We start from the raw sequence: 21,249 nt of genomic DNA on the forward strand, positions 1-21,249 counted from the left end.
CTTATTTACCCCTATGGAAAATGTCAAGGAAGAGTGGAATGATAAAAGGGGTATTTAACTTTGCCCCTTTTATTTTTTTAGGAACTTGTATGTCGGTATCTCTCGTTTTTTATGTATTTTTGCCATACTATATATGAAAATCTACGAAATGAAAAGACACATTCTGTTTATACTTACTTTGCTGTTCTTTTTTTATGCAAAAAGTCAGCCTAATTGTATCTTTACTCATTATTCTTCGGAAAACGGTTTGTCTCAGAACTCTATCATGAGCATGGTACAAGACCATAATGGAGTTTTATGGTTCTCTACTTGGGATGGAATCAACCGGTTCAATGGTTATGACTTCAAAGTTTATAAAGCCAGACAAGGGAATAAAATTACTATGACTAACAACCGGGTAGACTTATTGGAAGTAGACCCTTATAATTATATTTGGCTGCAAACGTATGATTACCGTGTGTATCGTTTTGACCAAAGAACAGAGAAATTCGAACAAATTCCTGCAGAAGGTGAAGAGGAGGGCATGCGTTTCTCTTCTATTAAAATATTGCCCGACAGTGTCATTTGGCTACTTTCTGAAAATGAGGGGGCTGTCCGTGTGAAAACAAATCCTAAGGATTACAGTGTAACCACTCAAGTATATGCTACTCATAGTCATGGAGGAAATGCCGCTCACATTAATCAGGTTTTTAGCGATGCTTATAATCAAGAGTGGTTACTTACTGATAACGGTCTGCTAAAGATTACGAATGATAAAGAAGAGCCTGTTTCTTATTTTGTGAATATCCAATCAGGCAAAGATGAATCCGTACAGGCTTTCTACTCTTTTTGCAGTTATGGTGACGAACTTTATTTTGGATCAGACAGGGGACGGATATGGTGCTATTCTTTGCAAAATGAAATCTTTCGTCTTTGGGAATTGCCGGTAAAGGATAAAGTGATTGCTATAAATGAAATAAAAGGTATGGGACTGTTGATAACAACTGCCCATGAAGGATTGATATTGTACCATTCGGATACAAAAGAGTGTAAAGTCTATAATAAATCCAATTGTCCCGAATTCCCGGCAGACGCTTTCCGTTCTGTTTATGTTGACAGTAAGCAGGAAGCATGGTTTGAGATGACCGAATGGGGAAAGGTTTGTCATTTCAATCCTTTGACGGAAGTATTTAAGCAAGAAAAGATGCAAGTGGAGCCTCGTGGTGCCGATCGTTCCTATCCCAGTTTTCATATTTGTGAGGACTTGAACGGTAATTTGTGGGTACATCCGCAAGGAGGAGGGCTTTCTTGGTATGACAGGGAGGCAAATCGGCTGTTACCTTTCTACAATGACCCCGATTCACCTGATTGGCACTTTTCTAACAAATTACATTCTATGTTATCCGATAAACAAGGCAATCTTTGGTTATGTACTCATTCTAAGGGGTTGGAGAAGATTACTTTTTTAGGAAGCCAGTTCCATATTTATCCCCGCATGGGGCACAGTTATGACTTGAATGCCAATACGGTACGTGCGTTGTTTGAAGATAGCGAACATCGCATCTGGATGGGAAAACGGGACGGTCAGATTGAAATTTATTCTTCTGATTTAGATTTTCAGGGTATTCTGACTGAAGAGGGGATTATAGCTAAATCTGGTAGGCCGTTAAGTGGAGTTCCTTATCATATCATGCAAGATTCTCGCGGAAACATTTGGATTGCTACTAAAGGGGATGGTATTATTCTGGCAGAAAAGGAGGGGGCACATTTTAAGTTTACTCGATTCAAATATGATGAAGATGATATTTATAGCCTGAGTCATAATAGTGTTTACTGGTTACATGAAGACAAGCATGGACGTATTTGGGTGGCAACTTTTGGTGGAGGGTTGAATTATATTCAGAAAACTCCTGAAGGGAAATATGTGTTTATTAGTTCTAGAAATAACCTGAAAGGTTTTCCGTATGACCGTTGTTATCGTGTACGCCATATCACTTCTGATAAGAAGGGGAATATATGGGTGGGGAGCAGTGATGGCGCACTTAGTTTTAAAGAGGATTTTAAGGATCCGGAGTCGATTGTGTTCCATCTTTATGCACGTATCCCCGATGATATGAATTGTCTGAGCAACAATAACGTATATCGGGTTGTAACCACTTCTCAAGGAGAAGTTTATTTAGCTACATTTGGTGGTGGCCTTAACCAACTTGTTTCCATGAACGGAGAAGGGGGAGCTGTATTTAAATCCTATACAGTGAAGAATGGTCTGCCTTCAGATATCCTGTTGTCTGTAGAAGAGGATGACACAGGAAGCTTGTGGATAAGTACGGAAAACGGATTGAGTAAATTTATTCCGTCCGAACAACGTTTTGAGAATTATAATGAAAGGGATTTTGGTGGTAAGATACGTTTTGAGGAGGGAACGTCGTTGAATCTTAGTTCCAGCACCATTTTGTTTGGTACCAGTCGTGGCGTGCTTTATTTTGAACCAGAGCATATTAAGAAGAGTAATTATGTACCATCCATTATTTTAGGTACTTTGAAGATATCCAATCAAGAGGTAGTTCCAGGGGTATCAGGAAGTTTGTTGCGGCAATCACTCAATAATACAGAACATCTGGTACTTTCACATAAGGAGAATATTGTAACCTTATCGTTTGCTGCATTGGATATGATTTATCCTGAAAATATCCGTTATGCTTATCGTTTACGCGGATTTGATAAAGAATGGAATTATGTAGACAGACAGCGTACCGCTACATATACTAATCTTCCGAAAGGAGATTATGTTTTTCAGGTTAAATCGACCAATAGTGATGGTGTTTGGGTAGAGAACGAGCGCAGTTTGAGAATCACCATTCAGCCTTCGTTTTGGGAAACAGCTTGGGCTATGGCAATTTATATTCTTGCTTTTCTGTTGATTCTGTTTTCAGGAGTATATATATTGTTTACTATTTATCGTCTGAAACATGAAGTGTCTGTGGAACAGCAGGTTTCTGATATAAAACTTCGTTTTTTTACAAATATTTCTCACGAACTTCGCACTCCGCTAACGTTGATTGCAGGTCCTGTAGAATATGTTTTGAAAAACAAGACTTTGCCAGATGATGTACGTGAGCAATTGCATGTAGTAGAACGTAATACCGACCGTATGCTTCGCTTGGTGAACCAAATTCTTGATTTCCGCAAAATACAGAAAAATAAAATGAAGTTGCGTATAGAACAGATCGATATTGTTCCTTTTGTACGCCATATCATGGATAATTTTGAATCGTTGGCCGAAGAGCATCATATTGATTTTGTATTCGAAAGTGAAATGCCTTCCTTGAAACTGTGGGTAGATGCGGATAAGCTGGAAAAGATTGTCTTTAATCTGCTTTCCAATGCTTTTAAGTATACTCCACAGGGTAAGATGATTACGCTTTTCATTCATGAAAATGAGCATAATGTGGCGATTGGTGTACAGGATCAAGGTATAGGAATTTCTGAAAGCAAGAAAGCTTCTCTTTTTGTCCGTTTTGAAAATCTGCTGGACAAGAATTTGTTTAATCAGCAAAGTTCAGGCATCGGTCTTTCTTTGGTTAAGGAATTGGTGGAACTGCACAAAGCGACTATCCGTGTGGATAGTAAAGAGGGGGAGGGCAGCTGTTTCACGGTTGAGTTTTTGAAAGGTAAAGAGCACTATACGGAGAATGTGGAGTTCATTCTCTCTGATTCTGTCGAAATGAGGCCGGAAGAGGTGGAAGAACCAGTTCAGGGACATGAAGAGAAAAGGAATGAAAGTAAAACGATGTTGCTGGTTGAAGATAATTTGGAACTTCGTTTCTTTTTGCGTAGTATCTTTATCTCAAATTTCAACGTCATAGAGGCTGTTAATGGGGCTGATGGTTTGGATAAAGCTTTGAAGTTTGTTCCGGATATTATTATTAGTGACATCATGATGCCGGAAAAGGATGGTATTACTATGACAGAAGATTTGTGTGCTAATATGGCGACCAGTCATATTCCAGTGGTTTTACTGACGGCTAAAACGGATATGGACAGTAAGTTGGAGGGTATGGAGCTGGGAGTTGAGGATTATATAACGAAGCCGTTTAGTGCCACTTACCTGAAGGCTAGGGTGGAGAATATTTTGACACAACGTGTCAAGTTACAACAGTTGTATTGTGCGAATCTGATGAATATTCAGCCTGTTCCGGAGGAAGAACAGCAAACACAGCCTGAGATGTCTTCGCATGACCGTAAATTTATGGAAAAACTGACGGAATTAATGGAGAAGAATATGGATAATGGCGATTTGATAGTGGATGATTTGGTACAAGAACTTGCGGTGAGTCGTTCTGTCTTTTTCAAGAAACTGAAAACCCTGACAGGACTTGCCCCCATTGAGTTTATTAAAGAGATGCGTGTGAAACGTGCCGCGCAATTGATAGAAAGTGGTGATTATAATATGACGCAGATTGCTTATATGGTAGGTATTAATGATCCTCGTTATTTCAGCAAATGTTTTAAACAACGTTTTGGTATGACACCTACTGAATATAAAGAGAATGCAAAAAATAAGCGATAACTTTTGCTGCTATTTGTTAGTTCTTGCAGCGTTTATTTTTTAATGATTTCTTAAAGGGTATGTTTAAGTGTCGGGTATTTCTTTTGTTATGTGAGTGAGTTGCTCATGTTATTTTATTATTTTTTCGAATATGTAATGGGGGTTTTTCTGAATTTTTAGTCTTTTACATAGATAATGAACTAAAAAGAGGAAAAAGATGAAAAAAGTAATTTTATTTATGGTAGGTGTTTTGGCGAGTCTGATGTTGAGTGCTCAGTCTCGTTGGAGTGTTACGCCGGAAGCCGGCTTGGTAGTGAATAAGGAAAATGAAGGGACATCAGTTACATTAGGTTTTAAAGCTGGTGCCGGTGTATTGTATCAGTTAAAGGAAGGGGTGGGAAAAAAGCCTTCTTTTGGCTTGAAGTCCGGAGTTTATATCTTAATGCAGAAAGGTGGGTATCATCCTATGAGTTGGGGAAACATATCAACAGGGGGAGGATTTAGCATGGATTATGAAAAAACGGATGTTGAGTCCACGCGTTATTATTTGCAATTGCCTGTTATGGCTCATTGGGGTTTTAAACTTTGTGATGATGTGCGTCTTAAATTAGCAGTAGGGCCTTATGTAGCTGTAGGAATTGGTGGACGCACTCATGCTTATGTTTCTTCCTCAAAATATAATATAGATGAAGAAACAGGTGTTGGACAGTATGAATATCGGAATGATTATTACCGGTTTGGCACATTTAAAGGAAAAGCAGTAAATGAGGAATTTGGTTTTGAGGCGTCCCCTCGTTTGGATTGGGGAGGAACGGCTTCTGTCGGGATTGCTGTTAAACGGATTTCATTTACTATCGGGTATGATTTGGCTTGGGGAAAATATAATAAGGAACAGAATGATTTAAGGATACGGAATCATATGGTTAGCTTTATTTCAGGGTATACTTTTTGATAAGAAAAAGGATAAATGAAACAAACATACACAAAATTTCTTGTTTAAGATTGTTAAATGAAGAATTTTGTGTATGTTTGTTTTTTCATAAACACGATAAAAGTTCAATCTATGAGGAAAATGCTATTCATTACCCTTTTAATGGGCGGTCTGTGTACGACTGTCTCTGTTGCAAAGGCACAGGAACGCTTGCCAGAATACCTGCAGGCAGAGAAGTACACACAAGAAAAATTGAACACCATGTTGTTTTCTACTGTGGTGGATCCGCATTGGTTCCAGAAAGGTAATAATTTCTGGTTCGAGTACAAAACAAGTGAAGGAACCTTTTGGTATGTGGTTGATCCGGTTGCCCGGACAAAGAAGCTTTTGTTTGATAGGGATGAATTAGCTTCTCAGCTTACTGAAATTGTAAAAGATCCCTTTGAGGCACGCCATTTGCCAATTATAAATCTGAAAGCGAAAGAAGATGGGCGTACCTTTACTTTTGAAGTAAAATCAACAAAAGATGCGACACCAAAGACAGAAGGTAAGGATAAGAAAGACAAAAAGAATGAGAAGGAAATCTTTTATTTTTCTTATGACTATCCTACTCGTAAATTGACTCATTTGAAAGATAAAGAAGACGACCTGAAGAAAATCTATTGGGGATCAGTTTCTCCTGATGGTAAAACGGTGATTTATGCCAAGGATTTGAATTTGTATCGCATGAGTCGTGAAGATTATGAAAAAGCGAAAAAAAATGAAAAGGATAGTACGATCGTGGAAATCCAGCTTACTACAGATGGCATGAAGGATTTTGGCTATGGTATTCCCTATAGTATGCTTAATACAGATACTTTATGTAATGGCAAGCGTCGTCGTGTAGGTGGAGTGTGGTCTCCGGATTCACGTTATTTTGCTATGACAGTTTCTGACGATCGCGCTGTGAAAGAATTATGGGTAATAAATTCGATGGCCCATCCGCGTCCCACATTGGAAACTTATAAATACCAGATGCCGGGAGAAAAGGAAGCTCCCATAGAACATCTGTACTTGTTTGACTTGGTTGATAATAAACGTAAGGAAATTAAAGTAGCAGCTTATAAAGATCAAAGCATTGGCCTGGAATACAAACCAATGATGCAAAAACAGCGTGATATGGAAGATCAGGCTGTCGTTTGGCAGGGTGATAACAACCGTTTTTTTCTGACTCGCAGCAGCCGTGATTTACATCGGATTGATGTTTGTTCCTATACGATAGGACAGGATTCCGTTGTACCTGTTATAAAAGAACGGATGAATACCTATCAGGAAACTCGTCCTTTAAGAGTCTTGAATGGTGGAAAAGAAATTATTCAATGGAGTGAGCGTGATGGTTGGGCACACCTTTATTTATATGATGATCAGGGTAATTTGAAAAATCGTATCACAAAAGGTCCCTGGCACGTGGAGGAAATCTTGAAAGTAGATGATAAGGCGCGTGTGATTTATTTTACTGCTAATGGAATGAATGCTAAAGAACATCCTTATTATGAACATTTGTATCGTGTGAATTTGGATGGCAGCGGTTTGAAACTACTGACTAAAGGGGATTATTTCCATCGTGTGGAAGTGGATGATGATGCTCGTTTTGTGGTGGATAATTATTCGCGTGTAAATACAGTGCCTTGCGCCATCCTGCTGGATACTAATGGCAATAAAGTAATGGATATTCAGGAGAGTGATTTTTCACAGCTTTTTGCTGCCGGTTATAAATTTCCGGAAATATTTAAAGTAAAGGCGGCTGATGGTGTGACAGATTTGTATGGTGTGATGTATAAACCTTTTAATTTTGACTCAACTAAGGTTTATCCTATTGTGGATTATGTTTATCCTGGGCCACAGGTGGAAGGTGTTTATTATCCGTTTACCCGTATGAGTCCCCGTACCGACCGTTTGGCACAGGCCGGATTTATTGTTATTTCTGTAGGACAACGTGGCGGGCACCCTAGCCGCTCTAAATGGTATCATAATTATGGATATGGAAATATGCGTGATTATCCGCTGGCCGATCATAAATATGCTATCGAGCAATTGGCGCAGCGTCATCATTTTATAGATATAGATAAGGTTGGTATTCATGGACATTCGGGAGGTGGATTTATGAGTACGGCGGCTATGTGCCAATACCCGGATTTCTTCAAAGTGGCTGTTTCTTGTGCCGGAAATCATGATAATAATATCTATAACCGTTGGTGGAGTGAAACGCATCACGGCGTAAAAGAAGTAGTGAGTGAGAAAGGGGATACAACTTTCGTTTATAAGATTGCTACTAATCCTGAAATAGCGAAGCAATTGAAAGGAAATTTGTTGCTGATTCATGGTGATATTGATAATAATGTACATCCAGGCAATACCTTACGGGTAGTTGATGCATTGATTCGTGCCGGGAAACGTTTTGATATGCTGATTCTTCCTCAACAGCGTCATGGATTCGGCGATATGAATGAATATTTCTATTGGAAACTGGTAGACTACTTCTCCGAACATCTGAAAGGGAGAAGTGAAAAATCGGTGGATATACCGAAACGGTAGATTTAGGATAATTGCCGGACGAATATGAAAGGAGCACAGAGGGTTCGTGTCATTAAGATACCTTTGTGCTCCTTGTTTTTATAGCAGACTGTTGATATAAGCCTTCATGTCCGGTGTCGCGGATTTTGCTTCCAGATACAGTTTATACTGCGCTTTGGTACGTACCAGATTATGGTCTTTATACCGGGTTTGATAATACGTGTCTCCGTTTATATAATCTGCTAAAAAGCGTACAGCTTGCATATAAGGGAACAGAGTTGCAGCGTATGGTAGCATTTCTATTTCAAGAGGGGTCAGGAAAGCTCGGGCCGACTCAATATAACCTTTGGTAAATGCTTTGAAGATTTCCATGTTGAACTTCACCTTATTTAAATCAGCCTCATCCTCCTTGCCGGTATTGGCTGCCGAACGGAGGAAATCACCGAAATCGGAGAAAATGAAACTGGGCATTACTGTGTCCAGGTCAATGACGCACAACACTTTTCCGTTTTCATCAAATAACATGTTGCTGACTTTTGTGTCACAGTGGCAGATGCGTTTGGGCAATTTGCCTTCACGGTAAAAACGTTCAGCGCTGCACATCGTATCAGCATCTTTTTCTATTGCGTCCACTATGTCCTGTACTTCTGCCAAACGGCCAGACATGTTGGCAGATACGGCTTCACGTAATTGTTTTAAGCGGAATTCCATATTGTGGAAATCGGGGATGATTTCTCCGAGTTGTTCGGGTACATCAGCCAGCATGGCTTGGAATTCACCAAACTTCAGTCCTGCCAGATAGGAGGATTCCGGTGTAACTGTTTCCAATGTTTGTGAACGTGGAATAAATATTGAAATTCGCCAATAACCTTCTCCATCATAGAAATAGGTTTTGCCATTGGTGGAAGGTAGAAAATGGAGTACCTTACGTTCAATGTCCTCTTCGTGTCTGGCTTCCAGCTTTTGGCGGATGTGTCTGGTTACTACTTCTATATTGTGTTGCAGCATTTCAATATTGGTAAATATTAAATGGTTGATTCGTTGCAATACATAGTCAGGCTCTTCAGGAGATACCGATTTTACCAGATAAGTCTGATTGATGAGGCCGGATGTCAAAGCTTTGATTTCTTTCACTTCACCCACTTTGGGGAACTGTTTGATAATTTTTTTGAGGTTTTCCATAGGTTTGTTTGAATAATGTCTATATATGAAACAAAGATAACTTCTTTCCTTCAATTGGAGGAAAGAAGTTATCTTAAAAAACATATAATAGGAATATAAATCTTTTTATTTTTTTAAATCAGTCTGGAACATACGGTCAGCGCGTAACAGATGACGCCAGTAGGAAACCAATTCTTGTGATTCCTGCAATACATTGAGGTACACCATAGAAGCTTTTACATTGACATCCCGTTCTTGTATGCGGTCCATCTGTTCTTTGCGCAAGGTGGAGATCTTGCCTTTCAGAAGGGCGCCTTCACGTAGCAAAGCATCAGTCTGGTCGTAGGCCTTGTTAGCAAGTACTTCAGTAGCTTTGGCCATTAATGCCGTCATCTCATCGCGGATAGGGATGAACTCGTTAGTGGCACGTTCCGATAATGGGGTGAACTTATTGTCCACATGTTCTTTACAAGGCTCGCAGATACGTTTCAGACAGTAAAGCATTTGTTCACAACTGTTGCTTCCTAAATGGAACCAAGTATTTTTCTCAATAGCAGTGAAGTTGTCTATGCGACGTAGGCCCAGTATTTCTTTACGGCGTATCTTTTTTAACATTTCTTTCTGGTTGTCAGTATTGCTCACGGCCTTGCGCAGAGCTTTCAGATTTTCGTTGATGAAACCGTCGGTTATCTGCCGGTAGGTTTCATTGGTGAATGCCATTTCGGCTACCAATGTGTTATTTACATGCTGGCGAAGTAATGTCCAACGCTCTTCTTTGTCTTTACTGGCAATGAGGCGGGAGAATATGTCGTCTTTGCCTTTATCCTTCTGTTTCTTGCTGTAGTGTATGTTGCTGCGTACCAATAGGAAGATGGCAAGTGCAATAAGAGCCAACATGGCGAATGTGCCTCCATAATACATGATGAGCGTAACCACAAAACAGATAGTGAAAGCAGCTCCGGCAGTAATGAACCATCCACCGATAACAGAAAGCACACCGGTGATACGATATACGGCACTGTCACGGCTCCAGGCACGGTCGGCTAATGAACTACCCATAGCTACCATGAAAGTTACGTAAGTGGTAGAAAGAGGGAGTTTCAAAGAGGTTCCCAAAGCTATGAGCAGACCGGCCAGTACCAAATTGACAGAAGCGCGTATCAAATCAAATGCTGCCCCATTCTCCATAATCATCACATCTTTGTTAAAACGGCTGTCGGCCCATCGTTTCAGATTGTCGGGCAATATTTTGGCTATATTTTCTGAAGCGCTCATGGTAGAACGGACAATACTGCGTGCTACAGCGGAAGAACCAAACATTTCGTCACCTTCATCCTGACGCGAGAGATCTACCGAAGTCTTCACTACATTTTGCGCTTTTTTTGAAGTAATCAGCGCATATACCATGATGACGCCTGCTAAAAATAAAAAAAGGAATGGGGTTTTAGCCGGACCATTCAGTGAATTCATCAAGTATCCCATTGGTTCACCGTTTCCATTAGCCATGAAGTCTGTATAAGCTGAGAAGCCTGCCAAAGGCACACCAATGAAGTTTACTAAGTCATTGCCTGCAAAAGCCATAGCTAAGGCAAAAGTACCTAACATTACCACCACCTTGAATACATTTATCTTGCACCAATGCAGTATTTGCATCAGAATGGTGAAGAACACAAAACTGCAACTTACTAACATCAAGGTGTTTTCCTGAATCCAATGTTTGTTTTCGGCAGTCATGAAGGCGGAATCTTTCAGGCCTTTTATCAACATGAAGTAGATAATGGCCGTAACAGCGATACCGCCGAACAGTCCGATAGTGTATTTCAGTTTCTTTGTATAATTAAATGTGAAGAGGAGACGGGAGAGATATTGTACTAATGTGCCGAAGAAGAAGGCTACTGCTACTGAGAGGAAGATACCTAAAATGACGGATAATGCCTTTTCCGTATTCAGCAGATCAGCAAATCCTAGCATTCCGGTTTTGTCTTCTGCTATTTTGATAAGAGCTAGAACGAAAGTTCCTCCCAATAGTTCGAATACCATGGATACGGTAGTGGAGGTAGGCATTCCTAAGGAATTGAAAATATCCAATAGGACTACGTCTGTTACCATAACTGCTAGAAAGATACACATTAACTCCTGAAAATAAAATTGTTCAGGTCTGAAAATACCGTGTCGTGCGATTTCCATCATACCGTTGCTCAGTGTGGCGCCGATGAAGATACCGAAAGCGGCAATGGCGATGATGGTCTTGAATGACGCGGCTTTAGCACCAATGGCGGAATTCATAAAGTTCACTGCGTCATTGCTGACGCCTACTACCAAATCGAATATGGCTAGCAGAAAAAGGAATACAACGATTCCCAAAAACATAGTTTCCATATAATTTTGTCTCTCTATTTTATTGGGCGCAAAGGTACGGGAGGTATATTATGATAAAATGTCATATATGTTACATTTGTGTTACAGGTGTTTTTTGTTCACCATAGATTGCACGGATTCACACAACTTGATTTTTAATTTATTATTATCCATATTTAGTGGCGAATCTCTTCTTTTTTGAGACAAATATGAGTGGATAAATAATATTTCACGTTTATGTGTGGAATTTATAGAGTGAAAATTTATACCTTTGTAGCCCAAATACTTAATCTATAAAAAATGTCAGAGGCTAAGAGAATTAAAACCGCATTGGTGTCGGTTTATCACAAAGAAGGTTTGGACGAGATTATAACCAAACTACACGAAGAAGGAGTAGAGTTCCTGTCAACAGGAGGTACAAGACAGTTTATCGAATCTTTAGGTTTCCCTTGCAAAGCGGTGGAGGATCTTACTACTTATCCCTCTATTTTGGGCGGACGTGTGAAGACACTGCATCCTAAAGTCTTTGGAGGTATTTTATGCCGTCGTGGTTTGGAACAAGATATGCAACAGATAGAAAAATATGAGATACCCGAAATAGATTTGGTCATCGTTGACCTGTATCCGTTTGAGGCAACTGTGGCTTCGGGTGCCGAAGAACAAGCTATCATCGAAAAAATTGATATAGGTGGTATTTCTTTGATTCGTGCTGCTGCTAAGAACTTTAATGATGTAGTGATTATCGCTAGTCAGGCACAATATAAGCCGTTCCGTGATATGTTGCTGGAACATGGCGCTACTACTTCACGCGAGGAACGCCGTTGGTTCGCAAAAGAAGCGTTTGCTGTTTCTTCTCATTATGATTCTGCTATCTTTAACTATTTTGATGGTGGTGAAGGTTCGGCTTTCCGTTGCGCGGTGGAAGAACAAAAACAACTTCGTTATGGTGAAAATCCTCATCAGAAAGGTTATTTCTATGGAAATCTGGATGCGATGTTCGACCAGATTCATGGAAAAGAAATTTCCTATAACAATTTGTTGGATATCAATGCAGCTGTTGATTTGATTGATGAATTTGATGAGGTGACATTTGCCATTCTGAAGCATAATAATGCCTGTGGATTAGCTTCGCGCCCTACTGTGCTGGAAGCATGGAAAGATGCGTTGGCAGGCGATCCGGTGTCGGCTTTCGGCGGTGTGTTGGTTACTAATGCCGTGATTGATAAAGAAACAGCAGAAGAAATCAATAAACTGTTCTTTGAGGTAATTATTGCTCCGGATTATGATGTAGATGCATTAGAGATTTTGGGACAGAAGAAGAACCGTATTATTTTGGTTCGTAAGGAAGCTAAATTGCCGAAGAAACAATTCCGTTCTTTATTGAATGGGGTTTTGGTTCAGGAAAGAGACCTGGATGTGGAAACTCCTGCCGACTTGAAGCAGGTTACTGAAAAAGCTCCTACGGCGACTGAAGTAGAGGATATGTTATTTGCAAATAAGATTGTGAAGAATAGTAAAAGTAATGCTATTGTACTGGCTAAGAACAAACAACTGCTGGCTAGCGGTGTCGGTCAGACTTCACGTGTGGATGCATTGAAACAAGCCATTGAAAAAGCGAAGTCATTTGAGTTTGATTTGAATGGCGCAGTGATGGCCAGTGATGCTTTCTTTCCTTTCCCCGATTGTGTAGAGATAGCGGATAAGGAGGGTGTGAAAGCTGTTATCCAGCCGGGAGGCTCTGTAAAAGACGAGTTGACTTTCCAATACTGCAATGAACATGGCGTAGCTATGGTCGTTACAGGGATTCGTCACTTTAAACACTAAGATCATTGCAATTTACCATTTGCGGCTACAATCGGACTGTTTATACAGCATTGTTCAGTAAATGGTCAATTGCAAATGTCAATTGTAAATTGCTAAATTGTAAATGAATTTATGGGATTATTCTCCTTTACACAAGAGATTGCGATGGACCTTGGCACTGCCAATACCATCATTTTAAATAACGGGAAGATTGTAGTGGACGAACCTTCGGTCGTTGCGCTTGATCGCCGTACCGACAAGATGATTGCCGTAGGCGAACGGGCTAAAATGATGTACGAGAAGGAAAATCCGAATATTCGTACTGTACGTCCGCTACGCGACGGGGTTATTGCCGATTTTAATGCCTGTGAACAGATGATGCGCGGTTTAATAAAGAAAGTGAACATGGGTAATCGTTTCTTTTCTCCTTCTTTGCGTATGGTGATCGGAGTCCCCTCGGGTAGCACTGAAGTAGAGCTTCGTGCGGTACGTGACAGTGCTGAGCATGCGGGAGGACGAGACGTTTATTTGATTTTTGAACCTATGGCCGCGGCTATTGGTATCGGTATTGATGTAGAGGCTCCTGAAGGTAATATGATTGTTGATATAGGTGGTGGTTCTACAGAAATTGCCGTGATTTCATTGGGTGGTATTGTTTCCAACAATTCGATACGTATTGCCGGTGACGATCTTACAGCCGATATTCAGGAATATATGAGCCGTCAGCATAATGTGAAGGTTAGTGAACGTATGGCTGAACGTATCAAGATACATGTAGGTGCTGCCTTGACTGATTTGGGAGATGATGCTCCTGAAGATTACATTGTACGCGGGCCTAATCGTATCACTGCTCTTCCCATGGAAGTTCCAGTGTGTTATCAGGAGGTGGCGCATTGTTTGGAAAAGAGTATTGCAAAAATTGAAACAGCTATCCTTAGTGCATTGGAACAGACTCCGCCTGAACTTTATGCTGATATTGTTTTGAACGGTATTTATTTGGCTGGTGGTGGTGCTTTGCTGCGTGGTTTGGACAAGCGTCTGACAGACAAAATCAATATTCCGTTCCATATAGCCGAAGATCCTTTGCTGAGTGTGGCGAAAGGTACCGGTATTGCACTGAAGAATGTAGATCGTTTCTCTTTTTTGATGCGGTAAATAATTTGCTAATGAGGCAGTTTGCTAATTTGCTAATGCCATGCGGTATGGATAGCGCAGTACATTGGCACATTGGCAAATTAGCACATTGAACAATTAGTATTAATGAAAAATCTGCTGAATTTCTTTTTAAAGTATAATTACTGGTTTCTCTTTGTTCTTTTGGAGATAATCAGTTTTGCTTTATTATTCCGCTTCAACAGTTATCAGGGAAGTGCGTTCTTTACATCTGCTAATTTTGTGTCGGGAGCTATGTATGATGCAGCCAATAATGTTACCGGATATTTTCATTTGAAAACGATTAACGATGAGTTGGTACAGAAAAATGTGGAACTGGAATTGCAGTTGGAGAGTATTCGTAAAGCTTTGATTGAAGCAACGGAAGACAGCAGTGGTGTGGAACAGCTTAAGCAGGAAGCACTGGCAGGATATGATATCTTTAAGGCTAGCGTGATAAATAACAGTGTGACCCATGCTGATAATTATATTACACTTGATAAAGGAGAAGTAGATGGCATTCGTAGTGAGATGGGAGTGGTAAATGGAAGCGGTGTGGTTGGTATTGTTTATCTCACCTCTCCACATTACTCCATTGTCATTCCGGTATTGAATTCCAAAAGCAGTATTAGCTGTAAAATAAAACGGAGTGATTATTTCGGCTTCTTGAAATGGGATGGCGGTTCATCCGAATTTGCTTTTATAAAGGATATGCCCCGTCATTCATTATTTTCTTTAGGTGACACTATTGTAACCAGTGGACACAGTGCTGTTTTCCCTTCCGGCATTCCGGTGGGTACGGTAGATGATATTGCCGATAGTCACGATGGCTTGTCTTATTTGCTGCGGGTGAAACTATTTACGGACTTCGCCCGTTTGAATGATGTGCGCGTAATTGCTCAAAAAGGGCAGGAGGAACAATTGGAGTTGGAAAAGCAGGTAAAAACGATTAAGTAAGAAGGTTGATGTTGACTTATCTACAAAGAATAGAGTGGTTTATCGGACTGGTACTGTTGCAGGTGTTGGTGCTGAATCATATGCATATCAACGGGTATGCCACTCCTTTCTTTTTTATCTATTTTATTTTGAAGTACAATTCGGGAGTTAGCCGTAATGTCCTTATGATATGGGCATTCCTGTTGGGATTGGCAGTCGATATATTTGGCAACACTCCGGGGATGAATGCGGCTGCGGCCACTGTACTGGCTTTTATGCGTGAACCTATTTTAAGATTAGTCACACTCCGCGATAGCGTCGAGGATTTTGAACCAGGTATCAAAAGTATGGGATTCTCGCCTTTCTTCCGGTATATCTTATTATGTACTTTCTTATTTTGTACCATTTTACTTGTCATAGATACTTTTTCATTCTTCAATCTGCCTGTCTTATTGTTGAAAATATTGACAGATGCCTCAATAACCGTCATTTGTATATTGTGTGCTGAGGCAATCAGGAGGAAAAAATAGTGGAAAGAGATTATAATCTGGAGAAGCGGAAATATGTAATCGGTGCATCGGTAATCGTTATTGTGCTGATTTACTTGATACGTCTTTTTACCTTGCAGATTATGAGTGAGGATTATAAAAAGAATGCAGATAGCAACGCTTTTCTGAACAAGACACAATACCCTAGCCGTGGGGTAATGTATGATCGGAACGGTAACCTGCTGGTATACAACCAACCTGCCTATGATGTAACGATGGTGATGAAAGAGGTGCATAATCTTGATACGCTTGATTTATGTAAAACATTGAATATTACTCCCGGGTATTTCAAGAAGCGTATTCGTGAGATAAAGGACAGACGTTCCAATCCGGGTTACTCTCCATATACTCATCAAGTATTTATGACCCAGCTTTCGGCAGAAGAGTGTGGAGTCTTCCAAGAAAAGCTGTTCAAGTTTCCCGGTTTCTATATTCAGCGGCGTACTATCCGTCAGTATAATTACAATTCGGCTGCTCATGTTCTGGGAGATATTGCAGAAGTGTCCAAGGGGGATATTGAAGCGGATGATTACTATGTACGCGGTGACTTTATAGGGAAACAGGGGGTGGAACGCTCATACGAAAAACAGTTGAGGGGGGAGAAAGGAGTGGAGATATTACTGCGCGATGCCCGTGGACGTATTCAGGGACGGTATATGGACGGGAAATATGACAAGACTCCCGTTCCGGGGAAGAATCTGAAACTAGGTATAGACATAGAGCTTCAGATGTTAGGAGAGCGTTTGTTGGAAGGGAAGATAGGCAGTATAGTGGCTATCGAGCCATCCACAGGAGAAATACTTTGTATGGTATCTGCTCCCACTTTTGACCCAAGATTGATGGTGGGGCGCCAACGGGGTAAAAATCATCTGGAACTGGCGCGTGACAGTTGGAAACCATTGCTGAACCGTTCTATTATGGGGCAATTTCCACCGGGATCTACTTTTAAGACTACTCAGGCGTTGACTTTTCTGCAAGAGGGGATTATTACTCCTCAGACAGCCTATTCTTGCTATCATGGTTTTGTGTATGCCGGTCTTAGGGTGGGTTGCCACTCCCATGGGTCGCCCCTGCCTTTGGTGCCTGCCATTGCAACTTCCTGTAACGGTTATTTTTGTTGGGGGTTGTTTCACATGATAGGGGCAAAGAAGAAGTATGGTTCTGTACAGGCTGCCATGAATACATGGCGTGATTATATGGTTTCTATGGGATTTGGTTATCCTTTGGGAGTAGACCTTCCGGGTGAGAAGCGTGGGATGATCCCGAATGCTGCTTATTATGATAAGAACTATCGGGGATCATGGAACGGACTGACGATTATTTCTATCTCCATCGGTCAGGGGGAAGTGACGGCTACTCCGTTGCAGATTGCTAACCTTGGGGCTACTATTGCTAACCGGGGCTACTATATAACTCCGCATGTAGTGAAAGAAGTAGAAGACGAGCCGTTGGATACCCTGTATACGACCAAACATTATACTAAAGTAAGCCGTGAACATTATCAGACAGTAGTCGAAGGTATGCGTTCGGCAGTATTGGGAGGAACCTGCCGTAGTGCGAATATTCCGGGGATTGAGGTGTGTGGCAAGACAGGTACGGCGCAAAACCGTGGAAAGGACCATTCTGCTTTTATGGGGTTTGCACCAATGAATGATCCTAAGATTGCCGTGGTAGTCTATGTAGAGAATGGAGGTTGGGGAGCAACTTATGGTGTACCTATCGGTGCATTGATTATGGAGAAATATTTGAAAGGAGAACTTTCACCGGAAAGTGAGGCGAAAGCGGCGGAAATACAAAACAGACGAATAGATTATGGCATACACGAACGATAGTATATGGAAATCAGTGGACTGGATGACTATCTGCATTTATCTGATGCTGGTTATCTTTGGATGGTTCAGTGTATGTGGAGCCAGCTATGATTATGGTGAAATTGATTTTTTTAGTTTCGACACTCGTGCAGGAAAACAATTTGTATGGATCTGTTGCTCTTTGGGGCTCGGATTTATCCTGATGATGTTAGAGGATAAGTTATATGATATGTTTGCTTACATTTTATATGGAGGCATGATGCTGTTGTTGTTGATAACACCTTTTCTGGCAGAGGATACCAAGGGATCTTATTCATGGATAAAATTCGGACCTGTAAGTTTGCAACCGGCGGAATTTGCTAAATTTGCTACGGCTTTGGCTTTGGCTAAATTTATGAATGTCTATGGGTTTACAATGAGTAAGTTAAAGTATTCATTGCCTGTAGTAGGGATGGTGTTGCTGCCTATGCTGCTCATTATTTTGCAACGGGAAACGGGGTCGGCTTTGGTTTATCTGGCTTTCTTTTTTATGCTGTACCGGGAGGGGATGCCAGGTTCTATTTTGTTTGCTGGGATTTGCGCTGTGGTTTATTTTGTAGTTGGGATCCGTTTTGGCAATGAATTGATGGCGGATGACTGTACTTCCATCGGTGAATTTTCTGTGTTGCTGTTGATAGTCATTCTTTCTGCTTTATTAGTTAATAGTTATTGTAAAAAAGCATCGGTAGTGTGGTATATTGGAGGGGTTGGTGTTGGTGGTACCTTGCTGGCTTTATTATTTTCGTTTTATGTTATCCCTTTTGATATTACTTGGTTTCAATATGGATTGTGCGTAGTTTTATTGTTCTATTTGATCTTCCTTTCTATGCATGAACGTATGCGTAATTATTTTTATATTGCTCTATTTGCGGTAGGTTCAGTGGGATTCCTTTTTTCTGCTGATTATGTTTTCAATAATGTGCTGGAGCCACATCAGCAAATACGTATTAAAGTGGTACTTGGTATGGAGGAAGACTTGGCTGGGGCAGGATACAATGTGAACCAAAGTAAGATTGCTATTGGTTCGGGAGGCTTATGGGGGAAAGGCTTTTTGAATGGTACACAGACTAAACTGAAGTATGTGCCTGAACAGGATACAGACTTTATCTTTTGTACGGTAGGGGAAGAAGAAGGCTTTATAGGTTCGGCAGCTGTATTGTTTCTTTTTACCGGACTTATTTTGCGTCTTATTGTGGTGGCAGAGCGTCAGCATACTCGTTTTGCCCGTGTTTATGGATATTCGGTATTAAGCATTTTCTTATTCCATCTGTTTATTAATATAGGTATGGTTTTAGGACTGACCCCCGTTATAGGCATACCATTGCCTTTTTTCAGTTATGGGGGGTCTTCTTTGTGGGGATTTACGATCTTGCTTTTTGTATTCTTGCGTATTGATGCAGGGCGGGGAAAACGTTAGAGTTTATTGGTTTTCCAGTTTGCGCAACTGGATACCTATATCACTGATTCCCGTCAACGGGTTATCCCTCATGATATGGACGATGCGGAAAGTACGTGTGCTTCCTTCTGTACGGATAGGAATAAATGCTTTATAAGGCAGATTACATTGATATAATCCACAAAGACCATTTCCTGTTTTATTTCCAGCTTCGTCAACTAGAAAAAGTTGTAAAGTGTCTGTGACGTAAGTCAAAGTATCCTCTGTGTTATGGCTGACTCCTAACCAAATATCTCTGTAAGGATAAGATTCTTGATAACGGATGCCGATTTCTGCTTCGTAATTTCCGGCAGGGATAGAATTGGGCAGGGTATAAACAAGAGTATCACTTTTATTCCATCCGTCAAGGGGGACGGGGGTATAAGAGTGATAGATTATATTGTTTTGACAGGCTGCCAATATGATTATTGGCAGCCATGTCAGTTTATTCTTTAATTGATACAGGAGTTTGTGGCTTTTCATTCGGAATTTGGCTATTGTTTCCGTTGTTCTTGTTGTCATTTTCCTTCCCTCCTCCGTTATTCCGGTTTTCACTGCCTCCTTCATTATTATCATTATTGGGGCGGCGTTTATTGCGGTTCCGGTTTCCGTCTTCCCGATTTTCACGACTGCGTTCTTCCCGACCGCGACTTTCCCTGTTGCGATTTTCTTCTTTAGGGCGGTTTCCGTTCTCTTCGCGTGGCTGCTGAGCTTTGTTTTCTTTAGGCTCTCTAGGTTGTTTGGGACGTCCTTCTCTAGGTGGCCGGTTTTCCTTGGGTTGTTGTGACCGGTTCTCTTTAGGTTGTTGCGGACGTCTGTTTTCATTGGGAATACTTTCTCCGTTATTACCGTTATTTTCCGGCTTACGTTTTTTCTTTCGGTTGCTGTTGTTGCCTTTTCGTTTATCGAATCGGGTTAAGCTTTCTTGTTCTACTAAATCGACAGGTTTTTGAGGTTCGTTCTTTTTTACTGATTCGGTTAAGCTTTCCGGTTTCTCACCACGTCGGTTCATATTAATAATTTCAAAAGCACGGCGTGCGGTGATGGTTACAGCATTAGCTATGAAATTTTTGTCAGTAGAGTACATGATAGTTCCCTTCAAAATATCCGCTTTGAAAAAATAGAATGTACCATCTGTCGTTTCTAAAGTCATTTCTTTGCTTGGAAGGCGTTTTTGGGATTCTACATAAGCGTCTACCTCATAGTTTAGGCAACATTTCAGTTTGGCACATTGTCCGGCTAACTTTTGAGGATTCAGAGAAATATCTTGATAACGTGCCGCACTGGTAGATACAGATACAAAATTTGTCATCCAGGTAGCGCAGCACAATTCACGTCCGCAAGGTCCGATACCGCCAATGCGTCCGGCTTCTTGACGGGCGCCAATTTGTTTCATTTCTATACGTACACGGAAAGCTTCGGCCAGTACTTTGATCAGTTGGCGGAAGTCTACGCGTTCGTCCGCGATGTAATAAAAGATAGCTTTGTTACCATCGCCTTGATATTCCACATCACCGATCTTCATGTCCAGGTTCAGATTTTTGGCTATCTGACGGGATCGGATCATTGTGTCATGTTCTTTGGCTTTTGCCTCCTCGTATTTTTCCATATCTACAGGTTTTGCCTTGCGGTAGATACGCTTGATTTCGGCATCGGGTTTGATGTTTGCCTTACGCATTTGCAAAGGTACCAATCTTCCCGTCAGGGTTACTGTACCGATATCGTGCCCGGGACTTGCTTCTACAGCTACTATATCTCCTTTTCCCAGCTTCAGTTTGTTGCTGTTCTTATAATACCCTTTGCGGGTATTCTTGAATTGAACTTCAACCATTTCCTGTTCCTCGGTGTTGCCGGGAATATCAGCCAGCCAGTCGTAGGTGTTCAGCTGCTTATCCTGTCGTCCGCAGCCTTTGCAACACAAACAGCCGCTTCCGTTCTTTAATTTGAATTCATTGTCCATAATTCTGTTTTAATTGAGAATTGAAAATTGAGAA

Annotated in this window: 13 protein-coding genes; 9 read left to right on the top strand and 4 right to left on the bottom strand. The window is 40.9% G+C overall.

The window, feature by feature from the left end:
- The first annotated feature begins 148 nt into the window (after window positions 1-148).
- The 3 genes from GKD17_RS02715 (at window position 149) to GKD17_RS02725 (ending at window position 8,033) form a co-directional block, all read left to right on the top strand.
- Window positions 149-4,549, top strand: coding sequence for a hybrid sensor histidine kinase/response regulator transcription factor (locus tag GKD17_RS02715; protein WP_032936388.1), 4,401 nt, complete (start codon window positions 149-151; stop codon window positions 4,547-4,549).
- 196 nt (window positions 4,550-4,745) lie between these two features.
- On the top strand, window positions 4,746-5,480 hold the full coding sequence (locus GKD17_RS02720; protein ID WP_007836453.1) for an outer membrane beta-barrel protein: 735 nt from the start codon (window positions 4,746-4,748) through the stop codon (window positions 5,478-5,480).
- Window positions 5,481-5,591: 111 nt separating this feature from the next.
- Window positions 5,592-8,033: a S9 family peptidase gene (locus tag GKD17_RS02725; RefSeq protein WP_007840602.1), complete on the top strand. Its 2,442-nt coding sequence runs from the start codon at window positions 5,592-5,594 to the stop codon at window positions 8,031-8,033.
- 78 nt (window positions 8,034-8,111) lie between these two features.
- On the opposite strand, the gene GKD17_RS02730 is transcribed toward GKD17_RS02725, so the two are convergent.
- Window positions 8,112-9,194 (bottom strand): phosphotransferase enzyme family protein, encoded by a 1,083-nt coding sequence (locus tag GKD17_RS02730; RefSeq protein WP_007840604.1) that lies wholly within the window; start codon window positions 9,192-9,194, stop codon window positions 8,112-8,114.
- 105 nt (window positions 9,195-9,299) lie between these two features.
- Window positions 9,300-11,552 (bottom strand): inorganic phosphate transporter, encoded by a 2,253-nt coding sequence (locus GKD17_RS02735; RefSeq protein ID WP_007836450.1) that lies wholly within the window; start codon window positions 11,550-11,552, stop codon window positions 9,300-9,302.
- Between the two features lie 279 nt (window positions 11,553-11,831).
- On the opposite strand from GKD17_RS02735, the gene purH reads away from it, so the two are divergent.
- From purH to rodA, 6 genes are all read left to right on the top strand, one after another.
- Window positions 11,832-13,355, top strand: a complete 1,524-nt coding sequence (purH, locus tag GKD17_RS02740; protein WP_007836449.1) for a bifunctional phosphoribosylaminoimidazolecarboxamide formyltransferase/IMP cyclohydrolase — start codon at window positions 11,832-11,834, stop codon at window positions 13,353-13,355.
- Between the two features lie 111 nt (window positions 13,356-13,466).
- On the top strand, window positions 13,467-14,489 hold the full coding sequence (locus GKD17_RS02745; RefSeq protein ID WP_005842742.1) for a rod shape-determining protein: 1,023 nt from the start codon (window positions 13,467-13,469) through the stop codon (window positions 14,487-14,489).
- 105 nt (window positions 14,490-14,594) lie between these two features.
- Window positions 14,595-15,443 carry a rod shape-determining protein MreC gene (gene mreC, locus GKD17_RS02750; RefSeq protein ID WP_007836447.1) on the top strand — a complete coding sequence of 283 codons (849 nt, stop codon included), beginning with the start codon at window positions 14,595-14,597 and terminating at the stop codon, window positions 15,441-15,443.
- A gap of 8 nt (window positions 15,444-15,451) precedes the next feature.
- Complete coding sequence (gene mreD, locus GKD17_RS02755) at window positions 15,452-15,952, top strand: rod shape-determining protein MreD (protein WP_007836446.1); 501 nt, start codon at window positions 15,452-15,454, stop codon at window positions 15,950-15,952.
- A complete protein-coding gene (gene mrdA / locus GKD17_RS02760; RefSeq protein WP_007836444.1) occupies window positions 15,952-17,802 on the top strand; it encodes a penicillin-binding protein 2 in 1,851 nt (616 codons plus the stop codon). The genes mreD and mrdA overlap by 1 nt, the downstream gene beginning before the upstream one ends.
- Complete coding sequence (rodA, locus tag GKD17_RS02765; RefSeq protein ID WP_007836442.1) at window positions 17,783-19,237, top strand: rod shape-determining protein RodA; 1,455 nt, start codon at window positions 17,783-17,785, stop codon at window positions 19,235-19,237. Before mrdA ends, rodA begins: the two co-directional genes overlap by 20 nt.
- A gap of 3 nt (window positions 19,238-19,240) precedes the next feature.
- Here rodA and GKD17_RS02770 read toward each other — a convergent pair whose 3' ends face one another.
- Together GKD17_RS02770 and GKD17_RS02775 are read right to left on the bottom strand one after the other, a co-directional pair.
- Window positions 19,241-19,738 carry a gliding motility lipoprotein GldH gene (locus GKD17_RS02770; protein WP_007836440.1) on the bottom strand — a complete coding sequence of 166 codons (498 nt, stop codon included), beginning with the start codon at window positions 19,736-19,738 and terminating at the stop codon, window positions 19,241-19,243.
- Window positions 19,701-21,215, bottom strand: coding sequence for a PSP1 domain-containing protein (locus GKD17_RS02775; RefSeq protein WP_007836438.1), 1,515 nt, complete (start codon window positions 21,213-21,215; stop codon window positions 19,701-19,703). The genes GKD17_RS02770 and GKD17_RS02775 overlap by 38 nt, the downstream gene beginning before the upstream one ends.
- Window positions 21,216-21,249 lie beyond the last annotated feature (34 nt).

Origin of the sequence: Phocaeicola dorei, from assembly GCF_013009555.1 — a bacterium.
GTDB classification, from domain to species: domain Bacteria; phylum Bacteroidota; class Bacteroidia; order Bacteroidales; family Bacteroidaceae; genus Phocaeicola; species Phocaeicola dorei.